Source organism: Sphingomonas palmae (assembly GCF_900109565.1).
In the GTDB taxonomy this organism is placed as follows: domain Bacteria; phylum Pseudomonadota; class Alphaproteobacteria; order Sphingomonadales; family Sphingomonadaceae; genus Sphingomonas; species Sphingomonas palmae.
Window position 1 is genome coordinate 45,244 of record NZ_FNZZ01000004.1, and the last position, 23,651, is coordinate 68,894.

The 23,651-nt window shown below is 67.8% G+C and carries 23 protein-coding genes; 7 read left to right on the top strand and 16 right to left on the bottom strand.

Translation table 11 applies throughout. The features are described from left to right. Window positions 1-49: 49 nt before the first annotated feature. Genes ileS through BMW51_RS10365 form a run of 3 tightly spaced genes read left to right on the top strand, consistent with a single transcriptional unit; the run spans window position 50 to window position 3,952 of the window. Window positions 50-2,953, top strand: coding sequence for an isoleucine--tRNA ligase (gene ileS, locus BMW51_RS10355; protein ID WP_093006135.1), 2,904 nt, complete (start codon window positions 50-52; stop codon window positions 2,951-2,953). Then, window positions 2,950-3,474, top strand: coding sequence for a signal peptidase II (lspA, locus tag BMW51_RS10360; protein WP_093006137.1), 525 nt, complete (start codon window positions 2,950-2,952; stop codon window positions 3,472-3,474). The genes ileS and lspA overlap by 4 nt, the downstream gene beginning before the upstream one ends. Further along, on the top strand, window positions 3,467-3,952 hold the full coding sequence (locus tag BMW51_RS10365) for a DUF3035 domain-containing protein (RefSeq protein ID WP_093006139.1): 486 nt from the start codon (window positions 3,467-3,469) through the stop codon (window positions 3,950-3,952). The genes lspA and BMW51_RS10365 overlap by 8 nt, the downstream gene beginning before the upstream one ends. Before the next feature lie 76 nt (window positions 3,953-4,028). Here BMW51_RS10365 and BMW51_RS10370 read toward each other — a convergent pair whose 3' ends face one another. The 10 genes from BMW51_RS10370 to BMW51_RS10410 form a co-directional block, all read right to left on the bottom strand. Next, window positions 4,029-5,270, bottom strand: a complete 1,242-nt coding sequence (locus BMW51_RS10370; RefSeq protein WP_093006798.1) for a mechanosensitive ion channel family protein — start codon at window positions 5,268-5,270, stop codon at window positions 4,029-4,031. A gap of 65 nt (window positions 5,271-5,335) precedes the next feature. Then, the gene (metC, locus tag BMW51_RS10375; protein WP_093006141.1) at window positions 5,336-6,532 is read right to left on the bottom strand and encodes a cystathionine beta-lyase; all 1,197 of its coding nucleotides are present in this window, start codon (window positions 6,530-6,532) and stop codon (window positions 5,336-5,338) included. Beyond that, the gene (locus BMW51_RS10380; RefSeq protein ID WP_093006143.1) at window positions 6,529-7,374 is read right to left on the bottom strand and encodes a sulfurtransferase; all 846 of its coding nucleotides are present in this window, start codon (window positions 7,372-7,374) and stop codon (window positions 6,529-6,531) included. Before BMW51_RS10380 ends, metC begins: the two co-directional genes overlap by 4 nt. A 31-nt stretch (window positions 7,375-7,405) precedes the next feature. After that, window positions 7,406-8,947 (bottom strand): cryptochrome/photolyase family protein, encoded by a 1,542-nt coding sequence (locus tag BMW51_RS10385; RefSeq protein WP_093006145.1) that lies wholly within the window; start codon window positions 8,945-8,947, stop codon window positions 7,406-7,408. Window positions 8,948-8,972: 25 nt separating this feature from the next. Continuing rightward, on the bottom strand, window positions 8,973-9,899 hold the full coding sequence (locus BMW51_RS10390; RefSeq protein WP_093006147.1) for a bifunctional riboflavin kinase/FAD synthetase: 927 nt from the start codon (window positions 9,897-9,899) through the stop codon (window positions 8,973-8,975). A gap of 48 nt (window positions 9,900-9,947) precedes the next feature. Continuing rightward, window positions 9,948-10,415 carry a dihydrofolate reductase gene (locus BMW51_RS10395; RefSeq protein WP_093006149.1) on the bottom strand — a complete coding sequence of 156 codons (468 nt, stop codon included), beginning with the start codon at window positions 10,413-10,415 and terminating at the stop codon, window positions 9,948-9,950. Between the two features lie 2 nt (window positions 10,416-10,417). Beyond that, the gene (thyA, locus tag BMW51_RS10400) at window positions 10,418-11,344 is read right to left on the bottom strand and encodes a thymidylate synthase (protein WP_093006151.1); all 927 of its coding nucleotides are present in this window, start codon (window positions 11,342-11,344) and stop codon (window positions 10,418-10,420) included. A 10-nt stretch (window positions 11,345-11,354) separates the two neighbouring features. Then, window positions 11,355-12,098, bottom strand: coding sequence for a 16S rRNA (uracil(1498)-N(3))-methyltransferase (locus BMW51_RS10405; RefSeq protein WP_093006153.1), 744 nt, complete (start codon window positions 12,096-12,098; stop codon window positions 11,355-11,357). Next, a complete protein-coding gene (locus BMW51_RS16110) occupies window positions 12,098-12,262 on the bottom strand; it encodes a hypothetical protein (RefSeq protein ID WP_177171630.1) in 165 nt (54 codons plus the stop codon). The genes BMW51_RS10405 and BMW51_RS16110 overlap by 1 nt, the downstream gene beginning before the upstream one ends. Window positions 12,263-12,265: 3 nt before the next feature. Next, window positions 12,266-12,670, bottom strand: coding sequence for a DUF2147 domain-containing protein (locus BMW51_RS10410; protein WP_093006155.1), 405 nt, complete (start codon window positions 12,668-12,670; stop codon window positions 12,266-12,268). 101 nt (window positions 12,671-12,771) lie between these two features. Here BMW51_RS10410 and ubiA point away from each other — a divergent pair, with 101 nt between their 5' ends. Genes ubiA through BMW51_RS10425 form a run of 3 tightly spaced genes read left to right on the top strand, consistent with a single transcriptional unit; the run spans window position 12,772 to window position 15,912 of the window. Beyond that, complete coding sequence (gene ubiA, locus BMW51_RS10415; RefSeq protein WP_093006157.1) at window positions 12,772-13,704, top strand: 4-hydroxybenzoate octaprenyltransferase; 933 nt, start codon at window positions 12,772-12,774, stop codon at window positions 13,702-13,704. A gap of 56 nt (window positions 13,705-13,760) precedes the next feature. Beyond that, the gene (locus BMW51_RS10420; RefSeq protein WP_093006158.1) at window positions 13,761-15,119 is read left to right on the top strand and encodes a TldD/PmbA family protein; all 1,359 of its coding nucleotides are present in this window, start codon (window positions 13,761-13,763) and stop codon (window positions 15,117-15,119) included. Continuing rightward, window positions 15,112-15,912 (top strand): 3'(2'),5'-bisphosphate nucleotidase CysQ, encoded by an 801-nt coding sequence (locus BMW51_RS10425; protein ID WP_093006160.1) that lies wholly within the window; start codon window positions 15,112-15,114, stop codon window positions 15,910-15,912. The genes BMW51_RS10420 and BMW51_RS10425 overlap by 8 nt, the downstream gene beginning before the upstream one ends. A 48-nt stretch (window positions 15,913-15,960) precedes the next feature. On the opposite strand, the gene BMW51_RS10430 is transcribed toward BMW51_RS10425, so the two are convergent. The 5 genes from BMW51_RS10430 to BMW51_RS10450 all read right to left on the bottom strand — a co-directional run bounded on the left by BMW51_RS10430 (window position 15,961) and on the right by BMW51_RS10450 (window position 21,336). Continuing rightward, window positions 15,961-16,326 carry a hypothetical protein gene (locus tag BMW51_RS10430; RefSeq protein WP_093006162.1) on the bottom strand — a complete coding sequence of 122 codons (366 nt, stop codon included), beginning with the start codon at window positions 16,324-16,326 and terminating at the stop codon, window positions 15,961-15,963. A gap of 13 nt (window positions 16,327-16,339) precedes the next feature. Continuing rightward, on the bottom strand, window positions 16,340-17,086 hold the full coding sequence (locus BMW51_RS10435; protein WP_093006164.1) for an HAD-IIB family hydrolase: 747 nt from the start codon (window positions 17,084-17,086) through the stop codon (window positions 16,340-16,342). Continuing rightward, on the bottom strand, window positions 17,083-17,883 hold the full coding sequence (locus BMW51_RS10440; protein WP_245708475.1) for a Cof-type HAD-IIB family hydrolase: 801 nt from the start codon (window positions 17,881-17,883) through the stop codon (window positions 17,083-17,085). Before BMW51_RS10440 ends, BMW51_RS10435 begins: the two co-directional genes overlap by 4 nt. A gap of 32 nt (window positions 17,884-17,915) precedes the next feature. Further along, complete coding sequence (gene gnd, locus BMW51_RS10445; RefSeq protein ID WP_093006168.1) at window positions 17,916-18,899, bottom strand: phosphogluconate dehydrogenase (NAD(+)-dependent, decarboxylating); 984 nt, start codon at window positions 18,897-18,899, stop codon at window positions 17,916-17,918. 91 nt (window positions 18,900-18,990) lie between these two features. Beyond that, on the bottom strand, window positions 18,991-21,336 hold the full coding sequence (locus BMW51_RS10450) for a GH92 family glycosyl hydrolase (RefSeq protein WP_093006170.1): 2,346 nt from the start codon (window positions 21,334-21,336) through the stop codon (window positions 18,991-18,993). Window positions 21,337-21,452: 116 nt separating this feature from the next. Between BMW51_RS10450 and uvsE the strand changes: the two genes are divergently transcribed. Then, window positions 21,453-22,610 carry a UV DNA damage repair endonuclease UvsE gene (uvsE, locus tag BMW51_RS10455; protein ID WP_245708434.1) on the top strand — a complete coding sequence of 386 codons (1,158 nt, stop codon included), beginning with the start codon at window positions 21,453-21,455 and terminating at the stop codon, window positions 22,608-22,610. A gap of 46 nt (window positions 22,611-22,656) precedes the next feature. On the opposite strand, the gene BMW51_RS10460 is transcribed toward uvsE, so the two are convergent. Next, a complete protein-coding gene (locus BMW51_RS10460) occupies window positions 22,657-23,640 on the bottom strand; it encodes a UDP-glucuronic acid decarboxylase family protein (RefSeq protein ID WP_093006174.1) in 984 nt (327 codons plus the stop codon). Between the last annotated feature and the right edge of the window lie 11 nt (window positions 23,641-23,651).

Sequence of the window (23,651 nt, forward strand, 5' to 3'; positions counted from 1 at the left end):
ACCTGCCGTTTGTTTCGCGCTTCCTCCCGCGCTAAGGCGCGACCCGATCATGGCCGACCAACCCGATACCAAGCGCGACTGGCGCGACACCGTCTTCCTGCCGAAGACCGACTTCCCGATGAAGGCAGGCCTCGCGCAGAAAGAACCCGCAATCCTAGCGCGGTGGCAGCAGATGGGGCTGTACGACCGGCTGCGGCGCGAGCGGGCCGGGCGCGAACGCTGGATCCTCCACGATGGCCCGCCCTACGCCAACGGCGACATCCACATGGGCCACGCGATGAACAAGGTGCTGAAGGACGTGATCGTCCGCAGCCGTTCGCTGATGGGATACGACGCGCCCTATGTGCCCGGTTGGGACTGCCACGGCCTGCCGATCGAGTGGAAGGTCGAGGAAGCGTATCGCGCGAAGAAGCTCGACAAGGACCAGGTGCCGGTCGACCAGTTCCGCGCTGAGTGCCGCGCCTATGCCGACAAATGGGTCGCGGTGCAGGCGGACGAGTTCCAGCGTCTCGGCGTGATGGGCGACTGGGCCGACCCGTACCTCACCATGAAGTACGAGGCCGAGGCGACCATCGCGGGCGAGCTCTTGAAATTCGCCGAGAGCGGGCAGCTTTACCGCGGCGCGAAGCCCGTCATGTGGAGCCCGGTCGAGAAGACCGCGCTCGCCGAGGCCGAGGTCGAGTATGAGGACGTGGTGTCGACGCAGATCGACGTGGCGTTCGAGATCACCGAGGCGCCGAACGCACCCGAACTGGTCGGCGCGCACGCGGTGATCTGGACCACGACGCCGTGGACGATCCCGGTCAACCAGGCGTTGGCGTATGGGGAGGATGTTGAGTACGTCCTATTGCCTTATGAGGGCCGGAAGTACCTAGTTGCCCAGCGACTAGCGCAGCAGTTTGCAGATCGAGCAGGTCTCGGCTTTGCCGATGTGACAGAATACTTTGACGCGTTTATCGCAGATCGCGGCAGCTTCATCACAGCTAATGACCTCGCCGGCGCGCTCGCCCGCCATCCGATGCATCACCTCGGCGGGTTCTTTGCCAAGCCGCGACCGCTGTTGCCGGGCGACTTCGTGACTACCGACGCGGGTACCGGGCTCGTCCACATGGCGCCCGACCACGGCGAGGACGATTTCCTGTTGTGCAAGCAGTACGGGATCGAGCCGGTGTTCGCGGTCGACGGCGCAGGGTTCTACCGCGCGGATTGGGCGTGGCTGGGCGGTCAGGGCAGCGTCATCAACAAGAAGTTCGTGGCCGCTGATGGCCCGATCTGCGCCGACCTGCGGGAGGCGGGGGCGCTGCTGGCGGCATCGGACGACTTCAAGCACTCTTATCCGCATTCGTGGCGGTCGAAGGCGAAGGTGATCCAGCGCGCGACGCCGCAATGGTTTATCCCGATGGACCTGCCCGCCGGTCAGGCTCGCGCGGCGGGGATCGCGGAACAAGATCAGGCGGATGGTGCAGTGCAGCCCCTCTCCCAACCCTCTCCCCAGCGGGGAGAGGGCTTTAATGGCGACAACGCTCCCACCCTGCGCAGCCTCGCGCTCGACGCGATCGCGCGGACGCGGTGGGTGCCGGCGCGGGCGGAGAACCGGATCACCGCGATGGTGGAGGGACGACCCGACTGGGTGATCTCGCGCCAGCGCGCCTGGGGCGTGCCGATCGCCCTCTACGTGCACCGCGCTACGGGTCAGTATCTCACCGATCCAGCGGTCAACGCGCGCATTCTGACTGCGTTCAAGGCTGGCGGCGCAGACGCGTGGTTCACCGCCGACCACCAGCAACTGCTCGGCGACGCGTACGACCTCGCCGACTATGAGCCGATCAACGACATCCTCGACGTGTGGTTCGACTCGGGCTCGACTCATGCCTTCGTGGTCGAGGCGCGCTACGGTGAGGGGACGCGCGCGAACCTGTACGTCGAAGGGTCGGACCAGCATCGCGGCTGGTTCCAGTCGTCGCTGTTGGAGAGCTGCGGCACGCGCGGGCGCGCGCCGTACAACGCGGTATTGACGCACGGCTTCGCGCTCGACGGCAAGGGGCGCAAGATGTCGAAGTCGCTCGGCAACGTCGTCGATCCGTTGAAGATCATCGGTGAGAGCGGCGCGGACATCCTGCGGCTCTGGGCGGTGTCGACCGATTATTTCGACGACATCCGCATCGGCAAGGAAGTGCTGGCAACCGCGTCTGACGCATATCGCAAGCTGCGCAACACGTTCCGCTACCTGCTCGGCGCACTCGACGGCTTCACCGACGACGAACGCGTCGCAGTCGACGACATGCCCGAGCTGGAGCGCTATGTGCTCCACCTGCTCCACAAGCTCGACCTGGAACTGCGCAGCGCGGCGGATGCGTTCGAATTCAACCGCTACACCCGCGCGCTGACCGATTTCTGCAACGAGGATCTGTCGGCGTTCTTCTTCGACGTGCGCAAGGACTCGCTCTACTGCGACGCGCCCGACGACGTGAAACGACGGGCCTATCGGACGGTGCTCGATACGCTGTTTCACGCACTGGTGCGCTACGCCGCGCCCGTGCTGGTGTTCACCGCCGAGGAGGTGTGGCAGGCGCGCTTCCCCGATGCGGACGCGTCGGTCCACCTGCTCGAATGGCCCGAGCTTCCCGAGCAGGCGGCGGAGGACATCGCGCAGCGCTGGCATGAGGTGCGCAAGCTTCGCGAGCGCGTCACCGAGGCGATCGAGCCGCTCAGGCGCGAGAAGACGGTGCGATCTAGCCTGGAGGCCGAAGTAAGAGTGCCCGAGGCACCGCTCCCCACCGACGCGCTCGCCGAGGTGTTCATCGTCGCGAAGGTGAGCGAGACCGGCACGGTCGACGTCGCGCGGACCGATTACCACAAATGCGGGCGCTGCTGGCGGCACCTGCCCGAGGTGCGCGAAGACGGTGATCTGTGCGCGCGGTGCGAGAACGTGGTGGCTGAGGTGGCGGCATGACGCGGGTGACGCCCCGCGCCGGACTGGCGCTCGCCGCGATCGTGCTGGTGGTGGATCAGCTGGTGAAATGGCTTGTCACCGGGCCGCTCGGGCTCGATTACCTCGGCGCGTCGCGCACGATCCTGCCGATCTTCGACCTGCGTTTTGTGCAGAACAACGGCGTGTCGCTCGGCATGCTCCGCGCGGAGACTACGACGATGCGCTGGCTGCTGGTGCTGTTCACGGCCGGAATCGCCGCGGCGGTGCTGGTGTGGATGTGGCGCGAGCCCAAGCGCGGCGACCAGCTGGCGCTCGGCCTTGTGTTGGGCGGGGCGGTCGGCAACATCCTCGACCGCGTGCGGCTGGGCTACGTGGTCGATTTCGCCGACCTGCATTTCGGCGAGTGGCGTCCGTTCCTCGTCTTCAATATCGCGGACGCGGCGATTACGATCGGCGTGCTGATTCTGCTGGTGCGCGCGCTTCTGATCCGCGACAAGCCGGACGAGAATGCGAAGAATTCCTCGGAGAACGTACATGCGTAAGTTGGTGGTCACGGGCGTCGCACTCGCGGCGGTGACGTCGCTGTCGGCGTGCGGCAAGAGCGGCTACGACCGCGCGCGGCCCGACGAGTTCGCGGTGGCGCGCCAGGCGCCGCTGGTGATCCCGCCCGATTTCTCGCTGATCCCGCCGCAGCCGGGCGCCGCGCGCACGCAGGGGACGAACACGCAGGGCCAGACGCTGGAGGCGCTGTTCGGCACGCCGGCGCCGCGCAGCCAGGCCGAGGCGGGCGTGGTCGATCAGGCCGGCGGCGACGTGGCACAGCCGGGCATCCGCAGCGCGGTCGGCGATCCGCAGACCAACGTCATCGACAAGGGTCAGACGACGCGCGACATCATCGCCGCACCGCAGGGCGACGGCCAGGGCGCGCGCGCGGTGACGGGCGGTGCCGCCGGCGCGACGCAGGCGACTGCGCCCTCGCCCGCCGCGACACCGACGCCGGGCGCGACGCCGCAGCCGTAATCACACGGCGCGGAGACGTTCAGGCCGGCGCGCACCTCTCCGCACCGCGACCGACTCAGTTTCCCGGCCGCCGGAGCTAGCCCGGCCGGTCGGTTGTCGGGTCGGCAGTAGCGAGCGGCTGCTTCGGCCACGTCCTGACGTAGACGTCGCGTTGCGCGAACGGGATCTCGATGCCGGCATCCTTGAACAGTACCCACAAGCGGTTGAGCACGTCGGAGCGGACGTTGCCGACCCCGCTCTCGGGATCGCTGATCCAGGCGAGGATCTCGTGCTCGACCCCGTCATTGCCGAACGCGGTCAGCCAGACGTTGGGCTTGGGGCTGGTCAGCACGCGCGGACTGTCGGTCGCGGCCTTCATCATCAGCGATTGCGCCAGTTTCAGGTCGCATGAATAGGCGACGCTGACGGGTATACGCACGCGCACGTTGCGATCGGTGAAGGACCAATTCTCCACCTCCTGCGTCATTAGATTCTCGTTCGGAATTAGATGCTCCTTGCCGTCGCGCGTTACCACGCTGACCGCGCGGACGCCGATCTTGTTGACCCAGCCGAAACTGTCGCCGACGACGATCACGTCGCCCGGCTTGATCGAGCGATCCATCAGCAGGATGATCCCCGCGATCAGGTTGCCCACCGTCTTCTGCAACCCGAATCCGACCGCCAGACCCATCGCGCCCGAGAAGAAGGCGAAGGCGGTGAGGTCGATCCCGGCGAAATCGATCCCGAAGAAGAACGCTGCGACGACGATGCCGATGCTCGCCAGCTTCTGTGCGAGCAGCTTCTGCGTCGCGTCGAGCGAGCGCGCCTGTCCGATCGTGTGCGTGACGACGCGGTTGGCGAGCCGAACGCCCGCGAAGATCACGATTGCGATGACGAGGATGTAGATCAGCGCGAGCAGCGACAGTCGCCGGCGCCCGACGTTGAAGCCGACCGCGTCGAGCGTGTCGGTGATCGGCCCCAATCCACCCACCGCGCGGCTGAGCAGCGCGACGAACAGGATCGTCGCGAACGTCCAGGTCGCCCAGCGCGGCATGCCGAGCCCACGCAGCACCGCATGGGCAAGCGCGGCGGCGGCAGCGCCGAGCGCGATGCCGATCGGCAGCCCGCCCCAGCCGGTCCAGTCATGAGCGACGAGGACGATCGAGAGCAGCAGCGCGGCGCTGCCGTGGCGCAGGATCGCGCTCATGCGTCGCCACAGCCCCTCGCCGTGATTGGCGACGCGCGCCTTCCACCACGTTGCCGCGCGCGGGCCGAGAACACGCCCGGCGGCGAGCCCGAGCAGCAGCGAGACGAGCACCAGCGCGCCCGCCACCGCCATTTCGAGCAGGTCGAACCGCCCCGGTAGCGCGATGCCGTTCTCGGTCAGCCAATCGCTGGCGAAACTCACCCGCGCGCGGCCCGGAATGCGGCGAGCCCGCGCGCGAGGTCGGCGATCAGGTCGGCGGGGTCCTCCAGCCCGATCTGCAAGCGGATGAGCGGCCCGGCAAAGTCGGGCGTGGTCGCGCTGCGATGGCGCGCCGGGTCGACCGGCAGCGCCAGGCTCTCATACCCACCCCAGCTGTAACCGATGCCGAAATGGTCGAGCGCGTTGATCAGCGTGGCGCGCGACCGCTCGTCGCCGCCCTGGAGCGCGAAGGAGAACAAGCCCGATGAACCGAGGAAGTCGCGCGCGAACGTTTTGTGCCCCGGGCAGGACGCCAGCGCCGGGTGGAGCACGCGCGACACCTCAGGCTGCGCGGCCAGCCAGCGCGCGACCTCCAGCGCGCTCGCCTGATGCTGGCGCAGGCGAACCGACATTGTGCGCAGGCCGCGGCTGCCGAGCCAGGCGTCGTCGGGGCTGGTGACTTGCCCGAGTTGAAAGCTCGTCTCTCGCAAGGCGGCAAAGCGGCCGGAACCGGCGGTAACCGAGCCGAGCATCACGTCGGAGTGCCCGACGACATATTTGGTGCAGGCTAGGATCGAGTAGTCAACGCCCTTCCCGATCGCCGGGAAGAACAGCGGCGTCGCCCAAGTGTTGTCGAGGATCGTCGCGATCCCGCGAGACTTAGCTACCGCGACGATCGCGGGCACGTCCTGCACCTCAAAGGTCAGGCTGCCGGGCGATTCCATGAAGATCGCCCTGGTGTTCGGACCGACCAACTCGGCAATACCCTCGCCGATCAGCGGATCGTAGAAGCGCGCGGCGATGCCGAACCGCTTGAGCAATCCGGTCGCCATCGACCGCGTCGGATCATAGGCGCTGTCGGGGACGAGCAGCTCGTCGCCCGGCGACAGCACCGCCAGCAGGCAGGCGGCGATCGCGGCGACGCCGGAGGGATAGAGGAACGTGCCCTCCGCGCCGGGCTCCAGGCTGGTCAGCGCGTCGGCCAGGCTCCACTGCGTCGGCGTGCCGCGACGGCCGTAGAACAGGCGGTGGTGCGTGTCGGCTGCGCCGCTCGCGCGCAGGTGCGCGACATCGTCGTAGAGGATCGTCGAGGCGCGCCAGACGGGTGTGTTGACGACGCCCGCGGTCCATTCGGGGCGGCGGCCGGCGGTGACGACGCGCGTGTCGGGCCGGAGATCGTGCGGATCGTCGCTCATGCGTCACCCGTGGCCTTGGGGGTGGAGGGGTCGGCGCCCCATTCGCTCCAGCTGCCGTCGTAGACCTGAGCCTGGTGTCCCAACAGATGCGCGGCGAAGGCGAGCACGCTGGCGGTGATGCCCGAGCCGCACGTCATCACCATCGGCCGCGACGGATCGACGCCGGCGTCCGCAAAAGCGGCGCGCAGCGCATCGCCGCGCTTCCATGTGCCATCGGAGTTGAAGACCTGCTTGTACGGCAGGTTGCGCGCGCCGGGTATGTGGCCAGCCGCGACACCCGGGCGCGGATCGGGTTCGGCACCGGTGAAGCGGGCCCGCCCGCGCGCGTCGATGATCTGCACGTCATTGTCAAGCGCGGCGCGCACGTCGGCCATGTTCGCGATCCCCTTGCCCTGCTCACGCGGGGTGGCATGACGCGGGCGGACGACGTGCTCGCCCGTCTCGACCAAGCGCCCCTCGGCGCGCCATTTCGCCACACCACCGTCGAGGATCGCGACATCGGTGAAGCCGAATGCGCGCAGCATCACCCAGGCACGCGCCGCAGTGAAATGCGAGGCGTCGTCGTAGAGGACGATCCGCAACCCGTCGCCGAGCCCCGCCCGCGCCATACGGCTGGCAAAGCGCGCGGCATTCGGCATCGTCGAGGGGAACGGGCTGTCAGGGTCGGAGAAGCCGGCCAAGTCCATGAACACCGCGCCCGGCACATGGCCGGCGGTGAATTCCGCGCCGGCATCGCGCTTCGGCTCACCAGGCAGGTCGATGTGGTAACTGGCATCGGCGACGCGCAGGTCGCGGTCCGACAGGTGATCGGCGAGCCACTGGGTGGAAACGAGCGGGTCCATCCACCCGGCATAGCGCGCCTCGGCGCGCGCGTCAGTAGGGCGGTCCGCTCGCGTCGAGCCGGTCGAGAAAAGCCGCCGCCTGAGCGCGGGTCTCGACGCGAGTCTCGGGTTTCATCCGGTCCCAGGTGCGATACGGCATCGCCATGCGCCGGTTGGGGCGCAGTTTGTCCTCGTTGCGGGCGAGGAAGTCCCAGTAGAGCGCGTTGAACGGGCAGGCGTCCTCGCCGACGCGCTTGTTCACGTCGTAGCGGCAGTGGCCGCAATAGTCCGACATGCGGTTGATGTACGCGCCCGACCCCGCGTACGGCTTGGAGCCGAGCAGCCCGCCGTCGCCGAACTGGCTCATGCCGAGCGTATTGGGCAGCTCGACCCACTCGTAGGCGTCGATATAAACCTCGAGGTACCAGAGATGGACCGCTTTGGGATCGGCGCCGATCAGCAGCGCGAAATTGCCGGTGACCATCAGCCGCTGGATATGGTGTGCGTGCGCGGTGGCGAGCGTCTGGCCGAGCGCTTCGCTGAGACAATGCATGTCGGTGTCGCCTGTCCAGTACCAGTCAGGCAGCTGGCGCGTATTCCCGAAATAATTGCGCTCGACGTAATCGGGACCCTCGCGCCAGTAGATACCGCGCATATACTCGCGCCAGCCGAGGATTTGGCGGACATAGCCCTCGACCGAGTTAATCGGTGCCTTGCCCGCGCGGTACGCCGCCTCGGCGCGGCGGCAGAGGTCGAGGGGTAAGAGCAGCCCGGCGTTCAGGTACGGCGACAGGATCGAGTGCCACAAGTGGCGCTCGCCGGTCAGCATCGCGTCCTCGTAATCGCCGAATTTCTCCAGCGCGTGCGCGAGGAAGGTGTCGGCCTGCCGCGCAGCGTCCTCGGCGGTGACAGCATAGTCGAAGCCGTCGAGGTCGCCTGGATGATCGGCGAAGCGCGCCGCGACAAGGTCGATTACCTCGCGCGTCACCTTGTCGGGTTCGAAGGCGAGCGGTTGCGGCATGAACAGGTCCTTGTTCGCCGGCTTGCGATTGTCCTTGTCGAAGTTCCATTGTCCGCCGGCCGGGTCCTTGCCGTCCATCAGCACGCCGGTGCGTGCTCGCATTGCACGGTAGAAATACTCCATCGTCAGCACCTTGCGCGACGCGGCCCATGCCTCGAAGTCACTGTGTGTGGCGATGAAGCGATCGTCATTCAGGATGTCGACGGGAATGCCGAACAGCGTTTCCCAGGCGTCGAGCATCGCGCGCACGCGCCACTCGCCCGCCTCGGTCACGATGATGCGGGTCGTCGCGTGACGCTCGACTGCGCGCGCAACCTCGCCGGTGAAGCTGCCGCTATTGTCCGGATCGTCGAGATGGACATAGTCGACGGTCCACCCGGCCTTTCGCAGCGCCGCGGCATGGTGGCGCATCGCGGAGAGAATGAAGGCGATCTTCTGCTTGTGGTGGCGGACATACGTCGTCTCGTCGGCGACCTCCATCATCAGCACCACCGTGTCCGCCTTCTTCGCGGCGGCTAGCGACGAGATCGTGGGGGTGAGTTGATCGCCGAGGACGGGGACGAGCGTGGTCATGTCGGCGCTAACGCATGTTGGGGCGTCAGCGCTCCAGGATCGTGCGGGCGCGCGCGCAGTCGGCGTCCATCTGCGCCATCAGCGCGTCGAGACTGTCGAACTTCGCTTCCGGCCGCAGGAACTCGATCAATTCGACCTTGATCGTCTGGCCGTAGAGATCGCCCGAGAAGTCGAAAAAATAAGGTTCGAGCAATTCCTTCGGCGGCTCGAACTGCGGGCGGATGCCGAGGTTGGCGGCACCGTTCAGCACGCGTCCGTCCGCCAGCCGCCCACGCACCGCGTAGATGCCAAAGGCTGGGCGCAGGTAGCGACCCATGTCGAGGTTGGCGGTCGGATAGCCGATCGTGCGGCCGACCTTGTCGCCGTGCTGCACCACGCCTTGAATCGCGAACGGACGCGTGAGCAGGCGCGCGGCACCCGCCGGGTCGCCGCTGCGCAACAGGTCGCGGATGCGGGTGGAGGATACCGTCTCGCCCCCGAGCGTCACTGCGCCGACCGTCTCGGCGGCAAAGCCCAGCGCCTGGCCGAACATGGCGAGGCCAGCCGCATCGCCGACCTTGCCCTTGCCGAAAGTGAAATCCTCGCCGGTGACGACGCCCGCGACGCGCAGGCGATCGACCAGCCGCTCGGCGACGAACTGCTCCGCGGTCAGCGCGGCAAAGGCGGCGTTGAAGTCGAACACCACCATCGCGTCGGCACCCGCGGCGGCGAACAGCCGCTCACGCTGGTCGAGTGTCGACAGGCGGAACGGGGCTGCGTCGGGGCGGAAGAAGCGTACCGGGTGCGGATCGAACGTTGCGACGAGCGCGGGGCGTCCTTCTGCCCGCGCACGCTCGACCGCGCGCGCGACCACTGCCTGATGCCCGAGGTGAAATCCGTCGAAGTTGCCGAGCGCGACGATCCCGCCGGCGAGATGCGGCGGCACCGCGGCGCTGCCGTCGAGGCGCTCCATGCCGCGCGCTCTACGGCCGCGCAGGCGGTGCGACAAGTATGCGCGCGCTCAACGCTCCAGCCGGACGAAGCTGTAGGCTGGGCGCTCTCCTTCCGCGGCGTGATCCTCACGCGACACCTCGCGCCAGCCGGTGAACGGCGGCACGATGGCGTCGCCAGCGGGCGCGGCGTGCACCTCGGTCAGCTCGATCGCGTCGGCGTGAGGCAGGAACAGCGCGAAAATCTCTGCGCCGCCGATCACCGCGACGTGCGCGCCGGCGATGCGCAGCGCGGTCGCGGGATCGTGGACCACCTCAGCGCCCGCCGCCTGCCAGTGCGGGTCGCGCGTCAGCACGATGTGGCGGCGACCGGGCAAGGGCGCGGGAAAGCTCTCGAACGTCTTGCGCCCCATCACCATTGCGTGGCCCATCGTCAGCGCCTTGAAGTGGCTCAGATCGGCCGGCAGATGCCACGGCAGCTTGCCATCGACCCCGATGACGCCGTTCTCCGCGCGGGCGAGGACGAACGTGACGCTCATCTTCAGACCGCGACCGGTGCTGCGATGTGCGGATGCGGATCGTAGTCGACGACGCGGAAATCGTCTATTTTGTAGTCGAAGATCGAGGTTGGGCGACGCAGCAGTTCGAGCCGCGGGTGACCGCGGGGTTCGCGCGACAGCTGCTCGCGCACGAGATGCTCGTGGTTTAGATAGATGTGCGCGTCGCCGCCGCTCCACACCAACTCGCCGGGCAACAGATCGCATTGCTGCGCCAGCATGTGGACCAGCATCGCGGCGGAGAAGGCGTTGAATGCGAAACCGAGCCCGAGGTCGCACGAGCGCTGCCACAACAGCCCCGACAAGCGTCCGTTCGCGACGAAGAACTGGTACGTCATGTGGCACGGCGGCAGCGCCATGCGGTTCAGCTCGGCGACGTTCCAGCCGGTGAACAGCAGCCGGCGCGAGGTCGGGTTGTTGCGAATCGCCTCCACCAGCTCGGCGATCTGATTAACCCCGTTACCGCGGCGGAAGAGATCGTCGCCCGCGGGCTCATAGGTCGGCCAGTCGACCCATTGCTTGCCATAGACGGGGCCCAGGTCGCCCCATTCGGCCGCGAACGCATCGTCGGCGAGGATGCGCGCCTCGAACGCATCGCGTGTCACCTGCTCGCCAGTTGCGCGGCGGTAGCGATCGAGCGGCCAGTCGGTCCAGATATGCACCTTCTGTTCGACCAGCCGGCGGATGTTGGTGTCGCCGGTCAGGAACCACAGCATCTCGCGCGCCGCGGTCTTCCACGCGACGCGCTTGGTGGTCAGCAGCGGCACCGCGCCGCCGTCGAGCGAGAAGCGCAGCTGCGGGCCGAACAGCGCGCGCGTGCCGACGCCGGTACGGTCGCGGCGCTCGTCGCCATGCTCCCACACGCGGCGGAGCAGGTCGAGGTACTGGTGTTCGTAGTGCGAGTCGGTCACGGCGGCAGTGCTATCGCCAGTCACCCGCCGACGCCATCCACAGCGCGACTGCCGCCGCCGCCGCGGTGTCCGCGCGCAGGATGCGCGGGCCGAGCGCGATGGGCACGGACTGCGAAAGCGCGCGGATCGCGGCGCGCTCGTCGTCGTCGAAGCCGCCTTCGGGACCGATCAGGATCGCGGCCGGACCGGGCGCCGCCCGCATCGCCTCGGCCGCGGGCGTGCCGCCCAGTTCGTCGGCGAAGAACAGGTGGCGTGTTTGCGGCCAGTCGCGCAGCAGCGCGGCCAGCTTCACCGGCTCGGCGACCTGCGGCACCGCGGTGCGGCCGCATTGCTCCGCCGCCTCGATCATGTGCGCGGCGAGGCGGTCGGTGTTGGGCTTGTCGACCACGGTACGGCGCGTGACGACGGGGACGAGCCGGGCGACGCCCAGTTCGCACGCCTTTTCCGCCATCCAGTCGACGCGACCCTTCTTGAGCGGCGCGGCGCAGAGCCACAGATCAGGGACGTGTTCTAGCGGGGTGAGCTGTTGCTGCACATCGAGCGTCACGTCGCGGCGTGCCACGTCGGTCGCAACCGCGAGCCACTCGCCGCTGACCCCGTCGAACAGCTTGACCGGCTCGCCCACCTTCATCCGCATCACCGAGACGAGGTAATGCGCCTGCGGGCCCGTCAGTGTCAGCGCGCCGGCGCCGAGCGGCGTCTCGACGAACAGCCGCGGGGTCGAGCGCGGCGGCCAGGCAGGGGTCGCTCCCATCATTTCCTCCGTCCGCGCACGATCAGCCAGCGCGCGACGAGAAACAGGATCGCGCCCGCGAGCGCAACCCCCAGCACCACGCCGGCGACGACCCCGGCGACCCGGACGATCGCGAAGAACAGCGCCTCGAAGAAGCGGCCGATCGCGACCGAGATATGGACCACGCGCTATTTGGCCGCAACGCGGGTCCAGGTTTGCGACTTGCACAGGCCCGGCAGCACGCAGCCGGTGCCGACTAGCGTGTTCGCGTCCTGCAGCGAGAGCGTACCGTCGAACTCCTGCCCCAAATCGGGAACGAACACGGTGCCCTGCCACACGCCGCCCGAACCACGGCGGAAGTCGCGGAACAGCTGCGTACCGATTAGCCGGTCGGTGCCCCCCGCGGCGGCGTCGTCGCGCGCGCGCTGGTCAGCGGCGACGACGGTGCCGCACAGGCCCGCACCGCAGGGTGCGACACGGATGCGCACGCTATCGCGCGCGTTGCGCCACGTGCCCGCAGGCGTGGCGGCGGGAGCAGCGATCGCGGGCGTGGCCACGGCGAACGCGAGGGCGGCAAGGATCAAACGCTTCATACCACGAAGATAGGCATGCAATCGGTCCGATTTAAGGCCGCGCACGTGCGGACAGCCGCCAGCGTGGCGGGAACGTCCAATTGACGATAAGGGCTGACCCGGTGACCGCCTCCCCTGCCCCCGACCTCACCCCTGACAGCGAGCATCGCGGGCTTATTGCCCTGCTGCCGCCGCGCTTGCGCGGGTTCGCGCTGCTGGCGCGGTTCGATCGCCCGATCGGCTGGTGGCTATTGTTCTGGCCCGGCGCCTGGGCTGTCGCGCTGGCGGGTGGCGCAGTCGAGCGCTGGGACTTGATCCTGTGGCTGCTCCTCGGCGCGATCGCGATGCGCGGCGCGGGCTGCGTCTACAACGACATCGTCGACCGTGACCTCGACGCGAGCGTCGAGCGCACGCGCAACCGGCCGCTGGCGTCAGGTGCGGTGTCGATGCGCGCTGCTTGGGGCTGGCTGCTGCTGCTGTGCCTGGTCGGGCTGGTCGTGCTGCTGCAACTCCACTGGCCCGCCGCGATCGTGTCGGTTGCGGCGATCCTGCCGGTCGCGGCTTATCCGTTCATGAAGCGGATCACGTGGTGGCCGCAGGTGTGGCTCGGACTGGTCTTCTCCTGGGCGGCGCTGGTCGGCTGGACCGAGGCATGGGGATCACTGAGCGCGGGTGGGGTACTGCTCTACGCCGGCAGTGTATTCTGGGTGGTCGGCTACGACACGATCTACGCGTTGCAGGACCGTGAGGACGATGCGCTGGTCGGCATCCGATCGTCGGCGCTGCGGATGGGGCGGCACGTGCGTGGCGGGGTTGCGCTGTGCTATCTGGCCGCAGTGGTGCTGTGGGCGGCGGCCTTTTGGCAGGTGCGCGCCGATCCGCTCGCGCTCGTCGCACTGCTGCCGGTGGTGATCCAGCTGGCGTGGCAGGTCGCGACGCTCGCACCCGACGATGCTACGGGTGGGGGCGCGGGCGCGCTGGCGCGGTTCCGCTCCAACCGGTTCGCGGGATTGTTGATGTTCCTCGCCTGCGTGGTAGTCGGCACGCCGCTGTAGCAGCGAGGGTCGAACAGGGAGTGGTAATCGCCACTCCTGCCCCCTAAGTCGCCGGCATGCTTACCCCCGACCAGGCGCAGGAGCGCGCCCACGACATCGTCCGCCGTGCCACCGCCGCCGGGGCCGATGCCGCCGACGCCGTTTTCGCCGCCGACGCGTCGAGCGAGGTGTCGGTACGGCTCGGCAAGTTGGAGGATGTCGGCCGGTCGGAGGCGGAGGAACTGGGTCTGCGCGTCTTCGTCGGGCAGCGCTCGGCGAGTGTGTCGACCTCCGATCTCTCGTCCGCGGCGATGGACGCGCTGGTCGAGCGTGCGGTCGCGATGGCGCGCGAGGCGCCGGAGGATCAATGGGCCGGCCTCGCACCCGAGGAGCGGCTGATGCACGGCGCGGCGCCGCTGCTCGACCTCGCCGACGACGGCGCGGTGACGCCGGCGGAACTGCGCGAGCTGGCGTCGCAGGCGGAAGAAGCCGCGCGCAGCGTGCCGGGCGTGACCAATAGCGAAGGCGGTGGCGCGGGTGCGTCGTCGAGCGTCTGGGCGCTCGCCACCAGCCACGGCTTCGCGGGCGCTTACGCGACGACCGGCTACAGCGTATCGGCTAGCGTGATCGCGGGCGAAGGATCAGGCGGGGGTGGCGGCATGCAGCGCGACTATGCGTTCCACTCCGCACGGCATCGCCAGCGGCTCGACGCGCCGCACGAGATCGGCCGGCGCGCGGGCGAGCGCGCGGTGGCGCGTCTCAACCCCGGACGCGTGGCGAGCGGGGCGGTGCCGGTGGTGTTCGATCCGCGCGTCGGATCGAGCCTGCTCGGCCACCTGACCGGTGCGATCTCGGGTCAGGCGATCACGCGCAAGACGAGCTTCCTGCTCGACGCGATGGGGACGGAGGTGTTCGCCCCCGGCGTTACGATCTGCGACGATCCGCATCGCCCGCATGGCCTCCGCTCACGCCCGTTCGACGGCGAGGGGCTGCCGGTCTCGCCGTGCTCGATCATCGAGAACGGGATGCTGGAGACGTGGCTGCTCGACTCGGCGTCAGCGCGACAACTGGGGCTCGAGCCGACCGGGCATGCCGCGCGCGGAGTAAACGGCGCACCCGGTGTCACCACCAGCAACCTGTTCATGCAGGCGGGGCACGTGCCGGTTACGACACTGATCGAGGACATCGCACTCGGCGTCTACGTCACCGAACTGATCGGACAGGGCGTCAACCCGGTGACGGGCGACTACAGCCGTGGGGCGGCGGGGTTCCTGATCGAGAACGGCGAGATCACGCGACCGGTCGCCGAGTTCACGATCGCGGGCAATCTCAAGGATATGTTCCGCAGCCTCGTACCCGCTAACGACCTCCAGTTCCGCTACGGCATCAACGTGCCAACGATCCGCGTCGACGGGATGACGGTCGCGGGTGGCTGACGCGGGCGTCGCCCCTGACCTGCACGTGCTCGCCGATGCGGTCGCCGCCGCGGCGCGCGAGGCCGCGGCGATGGCGATGTCGCGCTGGCGCACCGACTTCGCGCGGACGGAGAAGAGCGACGGCAGCCCGGTGTGCGAGGTCGATCTCGACGTCGACCGAATGCTCCACGCGCGCTTGTCCGCGCTGCTGCCGCAGGCCGGTTGGCTGTCGGAGGAGACCGCCGACAATCCCGAGCGGCTGTCGACGAGCTATGTCTGGGTGGTCGATCCGATCGACGGCACGCGCGACTATATTCGCGGGCGCAGCGGCTGGTGCGTCTCGGTCGCGCTGGTGGAGGCGGGACGCGTGGTGATCGCGGTGCTCGACGCGCCGGCGCGCGGCGAGGTGTGGCGCGCAGTGGCTGGCGGCGGCACGACGCTGAACGGCGCGTCCGTGCAGGCGGGCGACCGGGCCGAGATCGTCGGCGCGCGCGTGCCCGCCGACGCGCTGCCCAAGGCCGACCGTGATCTGACGGCAGTGGAAAAGCCCAACTCGATCGCGCTACGCATGGCGATGGTCGCCGACGACCGCGCCGATCTGGTCGCGACGCTGCGCTGGGGTAACGAGTGGGACATCGCCGCCGCCGCGCTGGTCGCTGAGGAAGCGGGCGCGAGCATCACCGACGCACTCGGCCGACCGCTTGTGTTCAACAAGCCCAAACCGCGCGCATTCGGCGTGCTGACCAGCACACGCGGCATCCACGCTGCGGCCGTCGAGCGGCTTGCCGGTCGAGCGCAGGCGATGATTCACTGACGGTAGGTTGGTACCGCTGCTGGCCTAACTGACCAGCACTCGGCGGCCTTACGACGCCTGTTCGTGAACGATCGTCGCAGGCTCCCTGCTATGCCGCACCGCGTCGCGCGGGACCATCGGACGCAGGCGTACCGCGAGGCAGATGACCGCGGGCCAGAACAGCGTGTTGCCGATGTCGCTGAGCGTATCCGCCCAGCGCCACGAGCCGTAGTGCAACCGGTCAAGGATCTCGTTTCCCGCCTCGGCCGCGACCACGACCGATAGCGGGATCAGCGTCCCGAGCGAGCGCCCGGTGACGAGCCGCGCGACGAGCAGCACCGCCATGCCGGCGTGGATGTGCAGGATCGTGTCGGGCAGCCCGGTGCCATCACCGATCCAGCCGATGAACCGCGCCCACAAGCCTGGGACATCCACGCGGAGCCGCGCCTTACTTCTGGCAGGCGACGATCGTCGCGATCACCGATAGCGTGTCGTGGGGATCGCGCACGCGGACGGTGTCGAGCCCGAGTTCCTTGGCCGGATAATCGTTGCCGCCGGGGAAGATCGCGTCGCCGATGAACATCATCTTGTCGAGCGCGATGCCGCTCTCGTCGCGCAGGCGCTTCAGGCCGTACGCCTTGTCGACGCCCTTCTGCGTGATGTCGATCGAGGTGGCACCGCCCATGTTGATCGACAGTTCGGGCAGGCGCTGCTTCAGATCGGCCTGGATTACCTTGCGCTTGGCGAAATCGGGATCCCACTTCTCCTTCGCCTCGACCGGCGCCTGCTGGCCGAGCGCGGAGAAGGTGATCTGCGAGCCGCGATCCTCGATCCGCTCACCCCACGTCTCCTCGGGCTTGAACCCGGTCGCCTGCAACGAAGCATCGAATGCTTCGACGATGTTCTTCTTGGTCTCTTCGTCGAACAGCTCAGCGTAGACCGCTTTCCACTCGCCCGACTGGTGCGTGTAGAGCTTGGTGCCCGTCGTTGGCATCAGCCACAGCTTCGACAGATCGGCGCGCGCTGGCAGCCGGCTCGCCACCTGCTTGTCGAACTGCGGCCAGTCGCCGCCCGAGATAACCGCGACGTGCGCGACCTGGAGCAGATCGGCCAGCGCCTCGGCCATGTCCTCCTTGATCGCCTGCTTGCTCTCGGCGAGCGTTCCGTCGAGGTCGAAGGCGACGAGTTCTTTCACTTGGCATTCTCCGTAGAGGACAGGATGATCGTGTCGATGGCGTGCGCTACGCCATCCTCGTCGTTTGATCGAGTGACTTTGCTTGCCTGCGACTTCACGTCGTCGGGCGCGTTGCCCATCGCGATCGACAGCCCCGCGCGGGTCAGCATCGGCAGGTCGTTGTGCTGGTCGCCGATCACCGCCGTTTTCGCCAGCTCGACGCCGTTCGACCGGGCGAGCGCGGCGACACCGTCGCCCTTGTTGGCGGCAAGCGCGGTCACGTCGAGGTAATAGGTCTGCGACTGCGCGATCGTCGCCTGCTCGCCGTATTTCTCGTGCGCACGTTCGTAGAGCGCGTGGAGGCGATCGGCGTCGTCGCTGACGAAGGTGATCTTGTCGGCATGACCTAGCAGGTCGTCGAAGTCGGTGCGGATCGCCGGCTCCTGATTTGAGCTGACGCGCTCGCTTTTGGTATGCGGGCCGTCGCCGTCGGTCGCGAACCACTGGTCGTCGGCGAAGACCCAGGTGTCGACTTCCTCGCCCGCCGCCATCTCGATTACGCCGCGCGCCACCTGCTCATCGATCGTGTGCCGGCTGACGATCGTGCCGTCGCGGCGAAAGATGACGCCGCCATTGAAGGCGCCCACGTCCTCGTCGAGTTGGAGCGGTTCGAGCAGCGGCTTGATCCCCGACATTGGCCGCGCGCTGATGACGGTGAAGGCGACACCGGCGTCGCGCAACCGCTTCACCGCCGCGATCGTGCCCTCGGTCAGCTTCTTGTCTCCGTCGACGAGCGTGCCGTCGACGTCGGATACCATCAATCTTATCGCCATTGAGCCCTTATCAGACATTATTGGGGCATCTCAACGTGACCGCCGAAGCCGAAGCGCATCGCGGAGAGCACCTTGTCCCCGAAGGTGTGGTCGACGCGGCTGCGATAGCGCGCGAACAAGGCGGCGCTGAGCACATTGAGCGGCACCGCTTCCTCCATCGCGGCGTCGATCGTCCAGCGGCCTTCGCCCGAATCGGCGACATGGCCCGAGAAACCCTCGAGCTTGCCGTCCTTGGCGAGCGCGAGCGCGGTCAGGTCGAGCAGCCACGACGAGATCACGCTGCCGCGGCGCCACACCTCGGCGATGTCGGTGAGGTTGAGGTCGTAGCGCTGATCCTCGGGCAGCTTCTCCGACGCCTTGCCCTTCAGCACGTCGAACCCCTCGGCATAGGCCTGCATCAACCCGTACTCGATCCCGTTATGGACCATCTTGACGAAATGCCCCGCGCCCGCGGGACCGGCGTGGATATAGCCGTTCTCCGCGCGCGGGTCGGTCGCGTCGTCCAGCCGCCCCTCGGTGCGCTCGATCGAGCCGAGCCCCGGCGCGAGCGTCGAGAAGATCGGATCGAGTTGGCGCACGATCTCGTCCGGGCCGCCGATCATCATGCAATAGCCCCGTTCGCGACCCCAGACGCCGCCCGAAGTGCCGACATCGACGTAATGGACGCCCTTCTCTGCCAGCATCTTCGCGCGGCGGATATCGTCCTTGTAGAAGGAATTGCCGCCGTCGATGACGATCTCGCCCTCGGCCGCATTCTCACAGATGCTGGTGATGACGCTCTCGGTGATCTCGCCCGCGGGCACCATCACCCACCACACGACCGGCAAGCCCGCCTTGGCACGTGCGTCGTCAACCGATGTGGCGGCCTCGGCGCCTGCCTCGACCAGCTTGGCGACCGCGTCGGCGTCGCGATCAAAGGCGACGATCTCATGCCCCTTGTCCATCAACCGGCGCGCCATGTTGCCGCCCATCCGGCCAAGGCCGATCATCACCATCTTCATCGCGAAACGCTCCTGCTCGATGTTGCGGTAAATCGGCGGGATGGGGCAATGTTCCCGCCCTACCCCGCGCCGCGCGGCCGGACGCGGGCGCTCAGCGCTTGACCGAAGCGGAGAATGGACGCGCGTGTTTGTCGGTCGCCCATTTGTAATTCGGCTCCGCCGACATGGCGAAGCGCAGCTCCCCGCCCGCCATGATTTCGGCGTGGGTCAGATAGCTCCGCTCGAGCGGGCGCCCGTTGAGCATGACGGCGCCGATGTACGGTCGCGACTGGCCGAAATTGTCGGCGACTATCGTAAAGCGCTTGCCGTTGGGCAGGTCGAGCGCGGCACGGCGCACGAAGGGGCGGCCGATCGCATATTCGAGGCTGCCGGGCGTCACCGGATAGAAGCCGAGCGCGGTGAAGACGAGCCAGGCGGACATTTGTCCGAGATCGTCGTTGCCGGCGAGCCCGTCGGGTGTCGGCTTGAACTGCGAATTGACGATCTGCGTCAGCCGGTACTGCGTCCGCCACGGTTGCCCTGCGTGGTCGTAGAGATACGCGACGTGGTGGCTCGGTTCGTTGCCGTGGATGTACTGGCCGATCAGCCCGGCGATGTCCTCCGCGTGGCTGTAGTCGAGCTTGGAATTGTCGTAGTCGAACATCTGGTCGAGCTTGGTGACCGCGGCCTGATCCCCGCCCATCGCATCGAACAACGCGGCCTGATCCTGCGGCACGAACCAGGAATATTGCCACGCGTTCCCCTCGGTATAATCCGAACCGTAGTTGATCGCGGTCGGATCGAACGGCTCGCGGAACGAACCATCGGCCTTGCGCGCGCGGACGAAGCCGGTCTTCGGATCGAAGGTGTTGCGCCAGTAACCGCTGCGCGCGTCGAACCACGTCGCCACATCGTCGCGCCCCATCGCGCGGGCCATCTGCGCGATCGTCCAATCGTCATAAGCATATTCGACCGTCTTCGATGCCGCCTCGGGCTCGTGATCGATCGGAATGTAATGGAGCACGGGCAGATCGGCGAGCCCGCCGTAGGGCGCGTAGGTCGCGCTCTTGATCATCGCGGCGAGCGCCTGCGTCGCGTCGAACCCGCGGATGCCCTTCAGGTACGCGTCGGCGATGACGGGCACCGCGTGATAGCCGATCATCGTCCACGTCTCACGGCCCTGGAACTGCCACACCGGCAGGATGCCGTCGGGGCTGACCTGCTGACTGGCGATCAGCGAGCGGATGATCTCCGAATTGACCTCGGCCGGCTGGACCAGCGTGAGGAGCGGGTGCTCGGCGCGGAACGTATCCCACAGCGAGAAGGTCGAGCGCTGCGTGTACCCTTCCGCGCGATGCACCTGATTGTCGGGACCACGCCAACGCCCGTCGACATCGCTCGTCACCGACGGCGCGATCAGGCTATGATAGAGCGCGGTCATGACGTTCTTGCGCATCGCGGCGTCGCCATCGACGTCGAGCACGCCGAGCGCCTGTTTCCACGCACCGGTGGTCGCGTTTCGCACCGCGTCGAAGCCGCCGCTCTCCGCCTTCAGGTTCGCGACCGCGCCGTCCTCGTCGACGCTCGAGATCGCGACGGTGACCTCGAGCGGCTTGTCGAGCTTGCCGAAGTCTAGCCGCCCGACCAGCGCGCGTCCGCTCCGCTCGGCGAGCCGGTCGCTGCCGCGGCCAGGGCCCTGAAACCCCTTGTAGGTCACGTCGGTCTCGGTGCTGACGAAAGCATGGTTGGTGAGCGGCCGCGAGAAGCGCATCGCGAAGAACAGTTTTCGATCGGGCGCCCAGCCGCGCGTCTGGCGGCTGCCGGTGATCGTGCCGTCGGGGCGCAGGCGGATCGAGGACCAGAGCGTCTTGCCGGGGTAGTTGTACAGGCTCGATCGCAGGTCGAGGATCAGGTGTGCCTCGTCGCCGCTGCGAAAGGTATAGCGATGGACGCCGACGCGCGCGCCTGCGGTCAGTTCGGCGCGGACGTGCGCGTCGTCGAGCTGAACCGAGTAATAGCCGGGCGTCGCCTGCTCGTTCCGGTGCGAGAAGCGCGAACGGTAGCCCGAGCCGGGTTGCTTCGCGTCACCCGGCTCCAGCTTTACCGCGTCGACGGTGCCAATCGCGGGCATCAGCAGGAAGTCGCCGAGATCGCTATGCCCCGCACCCGAGAAGTGCGTGTGCGAGAACCCCTGCATCGTCGGGTCCTCGTAGCGATAGCCCGCCGCGTGCGAATAGCAGTCGCGGATGACGCAGGTCGTGTCGGTGTCGGGCGACAGCTGCACCATGCCGAACGGCGCGACAGCGCCCGGAAAGGTGTGCCCCTCCCCGCCCGTACCGATGAACGGATCGACCGCGGCGAGCGGATCGGCTTCACGTTGCGCGAGCGCCGGCGTGGAGAGCGGTGTCGTCAGCGATAGGGCGAGAAGCGCGGACAGGCAGCGGCGAGCAAAGGTCATGTCGCTCCTTGTGCCTCGTGCGACGCACGCGGGAAAGATGTCGCGGCGTCTGACAAGCGCGCAACATGCGGACGCGGCAGCGCGTTGGCTGGTTCAATCAGCACGAGTAAATCACGATGACCGACCCTGCCCGCCCGATGCGCCTCGGCTTTCCCGTCAAGGTGATGGGCAAGCCCGGCTTCAAAAGCAACGACACGCGGCGCTGGCAGAAGAACCCGCACCTCAAATGCTCGCTGGAGGAGGTGTCGAAAATCCTCGACTACCTCGCCAAGGAAAAGCTCGACATGTATCGGCTGTCGTCGGACCTCGCACCCTATGCGACGCACCCCGACATGCCGCAGTTCCACGACATGGTCGCGGAGAGCGACGCCGAGCTCGCCGCCTTCGGCAAGAAGGCGCGCGAACTCGACATCCGGCTGTCGTTCCACCCGTCACAGTACGTGCTGCTCAACAGCCCCGACGCGGCGCTGACGGAGAAGAGCATCTGGGACCTGTCGAGCCAGGCGGAGATGCTCGACCGCATGGGGCTGGACGACGAGGCGGTGATGATCACCCACGTCGGCGGCGTGTACGACGACCATGACGCCAGCCGTGCGCGCTGGATCGAGGGGTGGGAGAAATGCCCCGAGCACGTGCGGCGTCGACTGGTGCTGGAGAACGACGACATCCGCTTCTCGGCCGCGGACGCCTTGTGGATCCACGAGCGGACCGGCGTGCGCCTCGTGTTCGATTACCAGCATTTCTGGTGCCTCAACCCCGAGCGGCTCGACATGCGCCAGACCTTCGAGAAGTTCCTGGCGACCTGGCCCGAGGGCGTGCGCCCGAAGATGCATTTCTCCTCACCCCGCACCGAAATGCGCGAGGTGAAGCAGAAGATCACCGCGAAACAGCGCGCCAGCGGCAAGACGACGAAGAAGGGCGAGCTGACCAAGGCGCCGGTGAAGGCGAACGCGCGCGTGAAGACCGTACTGCGCCCGCCGATCTGGACCGGCCACGCCGATTTCACCAACCCGTTCGAGTTCGCGACCTTCATGCGGATGGCCGAGGGGCTCGTCTTCGACGTAATGATGGAAGGCAAATCGAAGGATGTCAGCCTGCTCAAGCTGCGCCCCGATCTGCTGCGCTTCGCCCCCGACGTGGCGGCGCGCTTCGGCATCTACCCCGAGGACGCCGCCGAACTGGCGGCCGACGAGGTCGAGCTGGACGGCGGCGTCGACGCGGACGAGACACCCGACGTGGATGAGGGCGACGCGATGCTTGAGGCGGCGGAGTAAGCTGGCGCTGAGCTGAAGGCGGCGGATTACTCCGCCGCCCGCTCGATCATTCCGCTGCTTCGCGCACGCTCATTTCCGCACCGACTTCCTCGGCGAACCACTCTGCGGTCATCGGCAGCCCTTCGCTCAAGGGCACGCGGGGTGACCAGTCGAGCACGTCGCGCGCACGGCTGATGTCGGGGCGGCGACGACGCGGATCGTCCTGCGGCAGCGGCGTGTTCACGACCTTGCCCGCGTTCGGCACCAGTTCAAGCACCATGTCGAGCAGCTCGTTGATCGTGAACTCGTCCGGGTTGCCGATGTTGACCGGCTCCGTTCCGTCGATGTCACTCTCCATCAGCGCCATCAGCCCGCGCACCATATCGGAGACGTAGCAGAAGCTGCGCGTCTGCGTGCCGTCGCCGTGGACGGTGATGTCGCGCCCGGTCAGCGCCTGGCAGATCAGGTTGGAGACGACGCGCCCGTCGTCGGGATGCATGTGCGGGCCGTAGGTGTTGAAGATGCGCGCGACGCGTACCTCGGCGCGGCTCATCCGCGCGAAGTCGAACGTCATCGCCTCCGCCGCGCGCTTGCCCTCGTCGTAGCAGGCACGCGGTCCCGTGCAGCTGACCCAGCCGCGATAGCCCTCGACCTGCGGATGTACTTCGGGGTCGCCGTAGACCTCGCTGGTGGAGGTGAGCAGAAATCGCGCGCCGGTCTTCTCAGCCAGGCGCAGCAGGTGGTTGGTGCCGACGACGTTGGTCAGCATCGTGTGCTCGGGGTCGGCCTGGTACTGCGGCGGCGAGGCGGCGCAGGCGCAATTGTAGATGCGCGTGAGGTTGGGCGCGTCGGTCACGCTGGCGGGCAGCGCGTTGACGATGTCCGCCTCGACGAAGGTGAAGTTGGGCAGGTCTTCGAGCAGTTTCAGGTTCGACGGCCGTGCGGTCTGCAGATTGTCGAGGCAGATGACGCGGTGCCCGGCGTCGCTCAGCGCGCGGCACAGATGCGATCCGATGAAGCCGGCGCCGCCGGCGACCAGGATGGTGTCCATGTTCTTCTCCC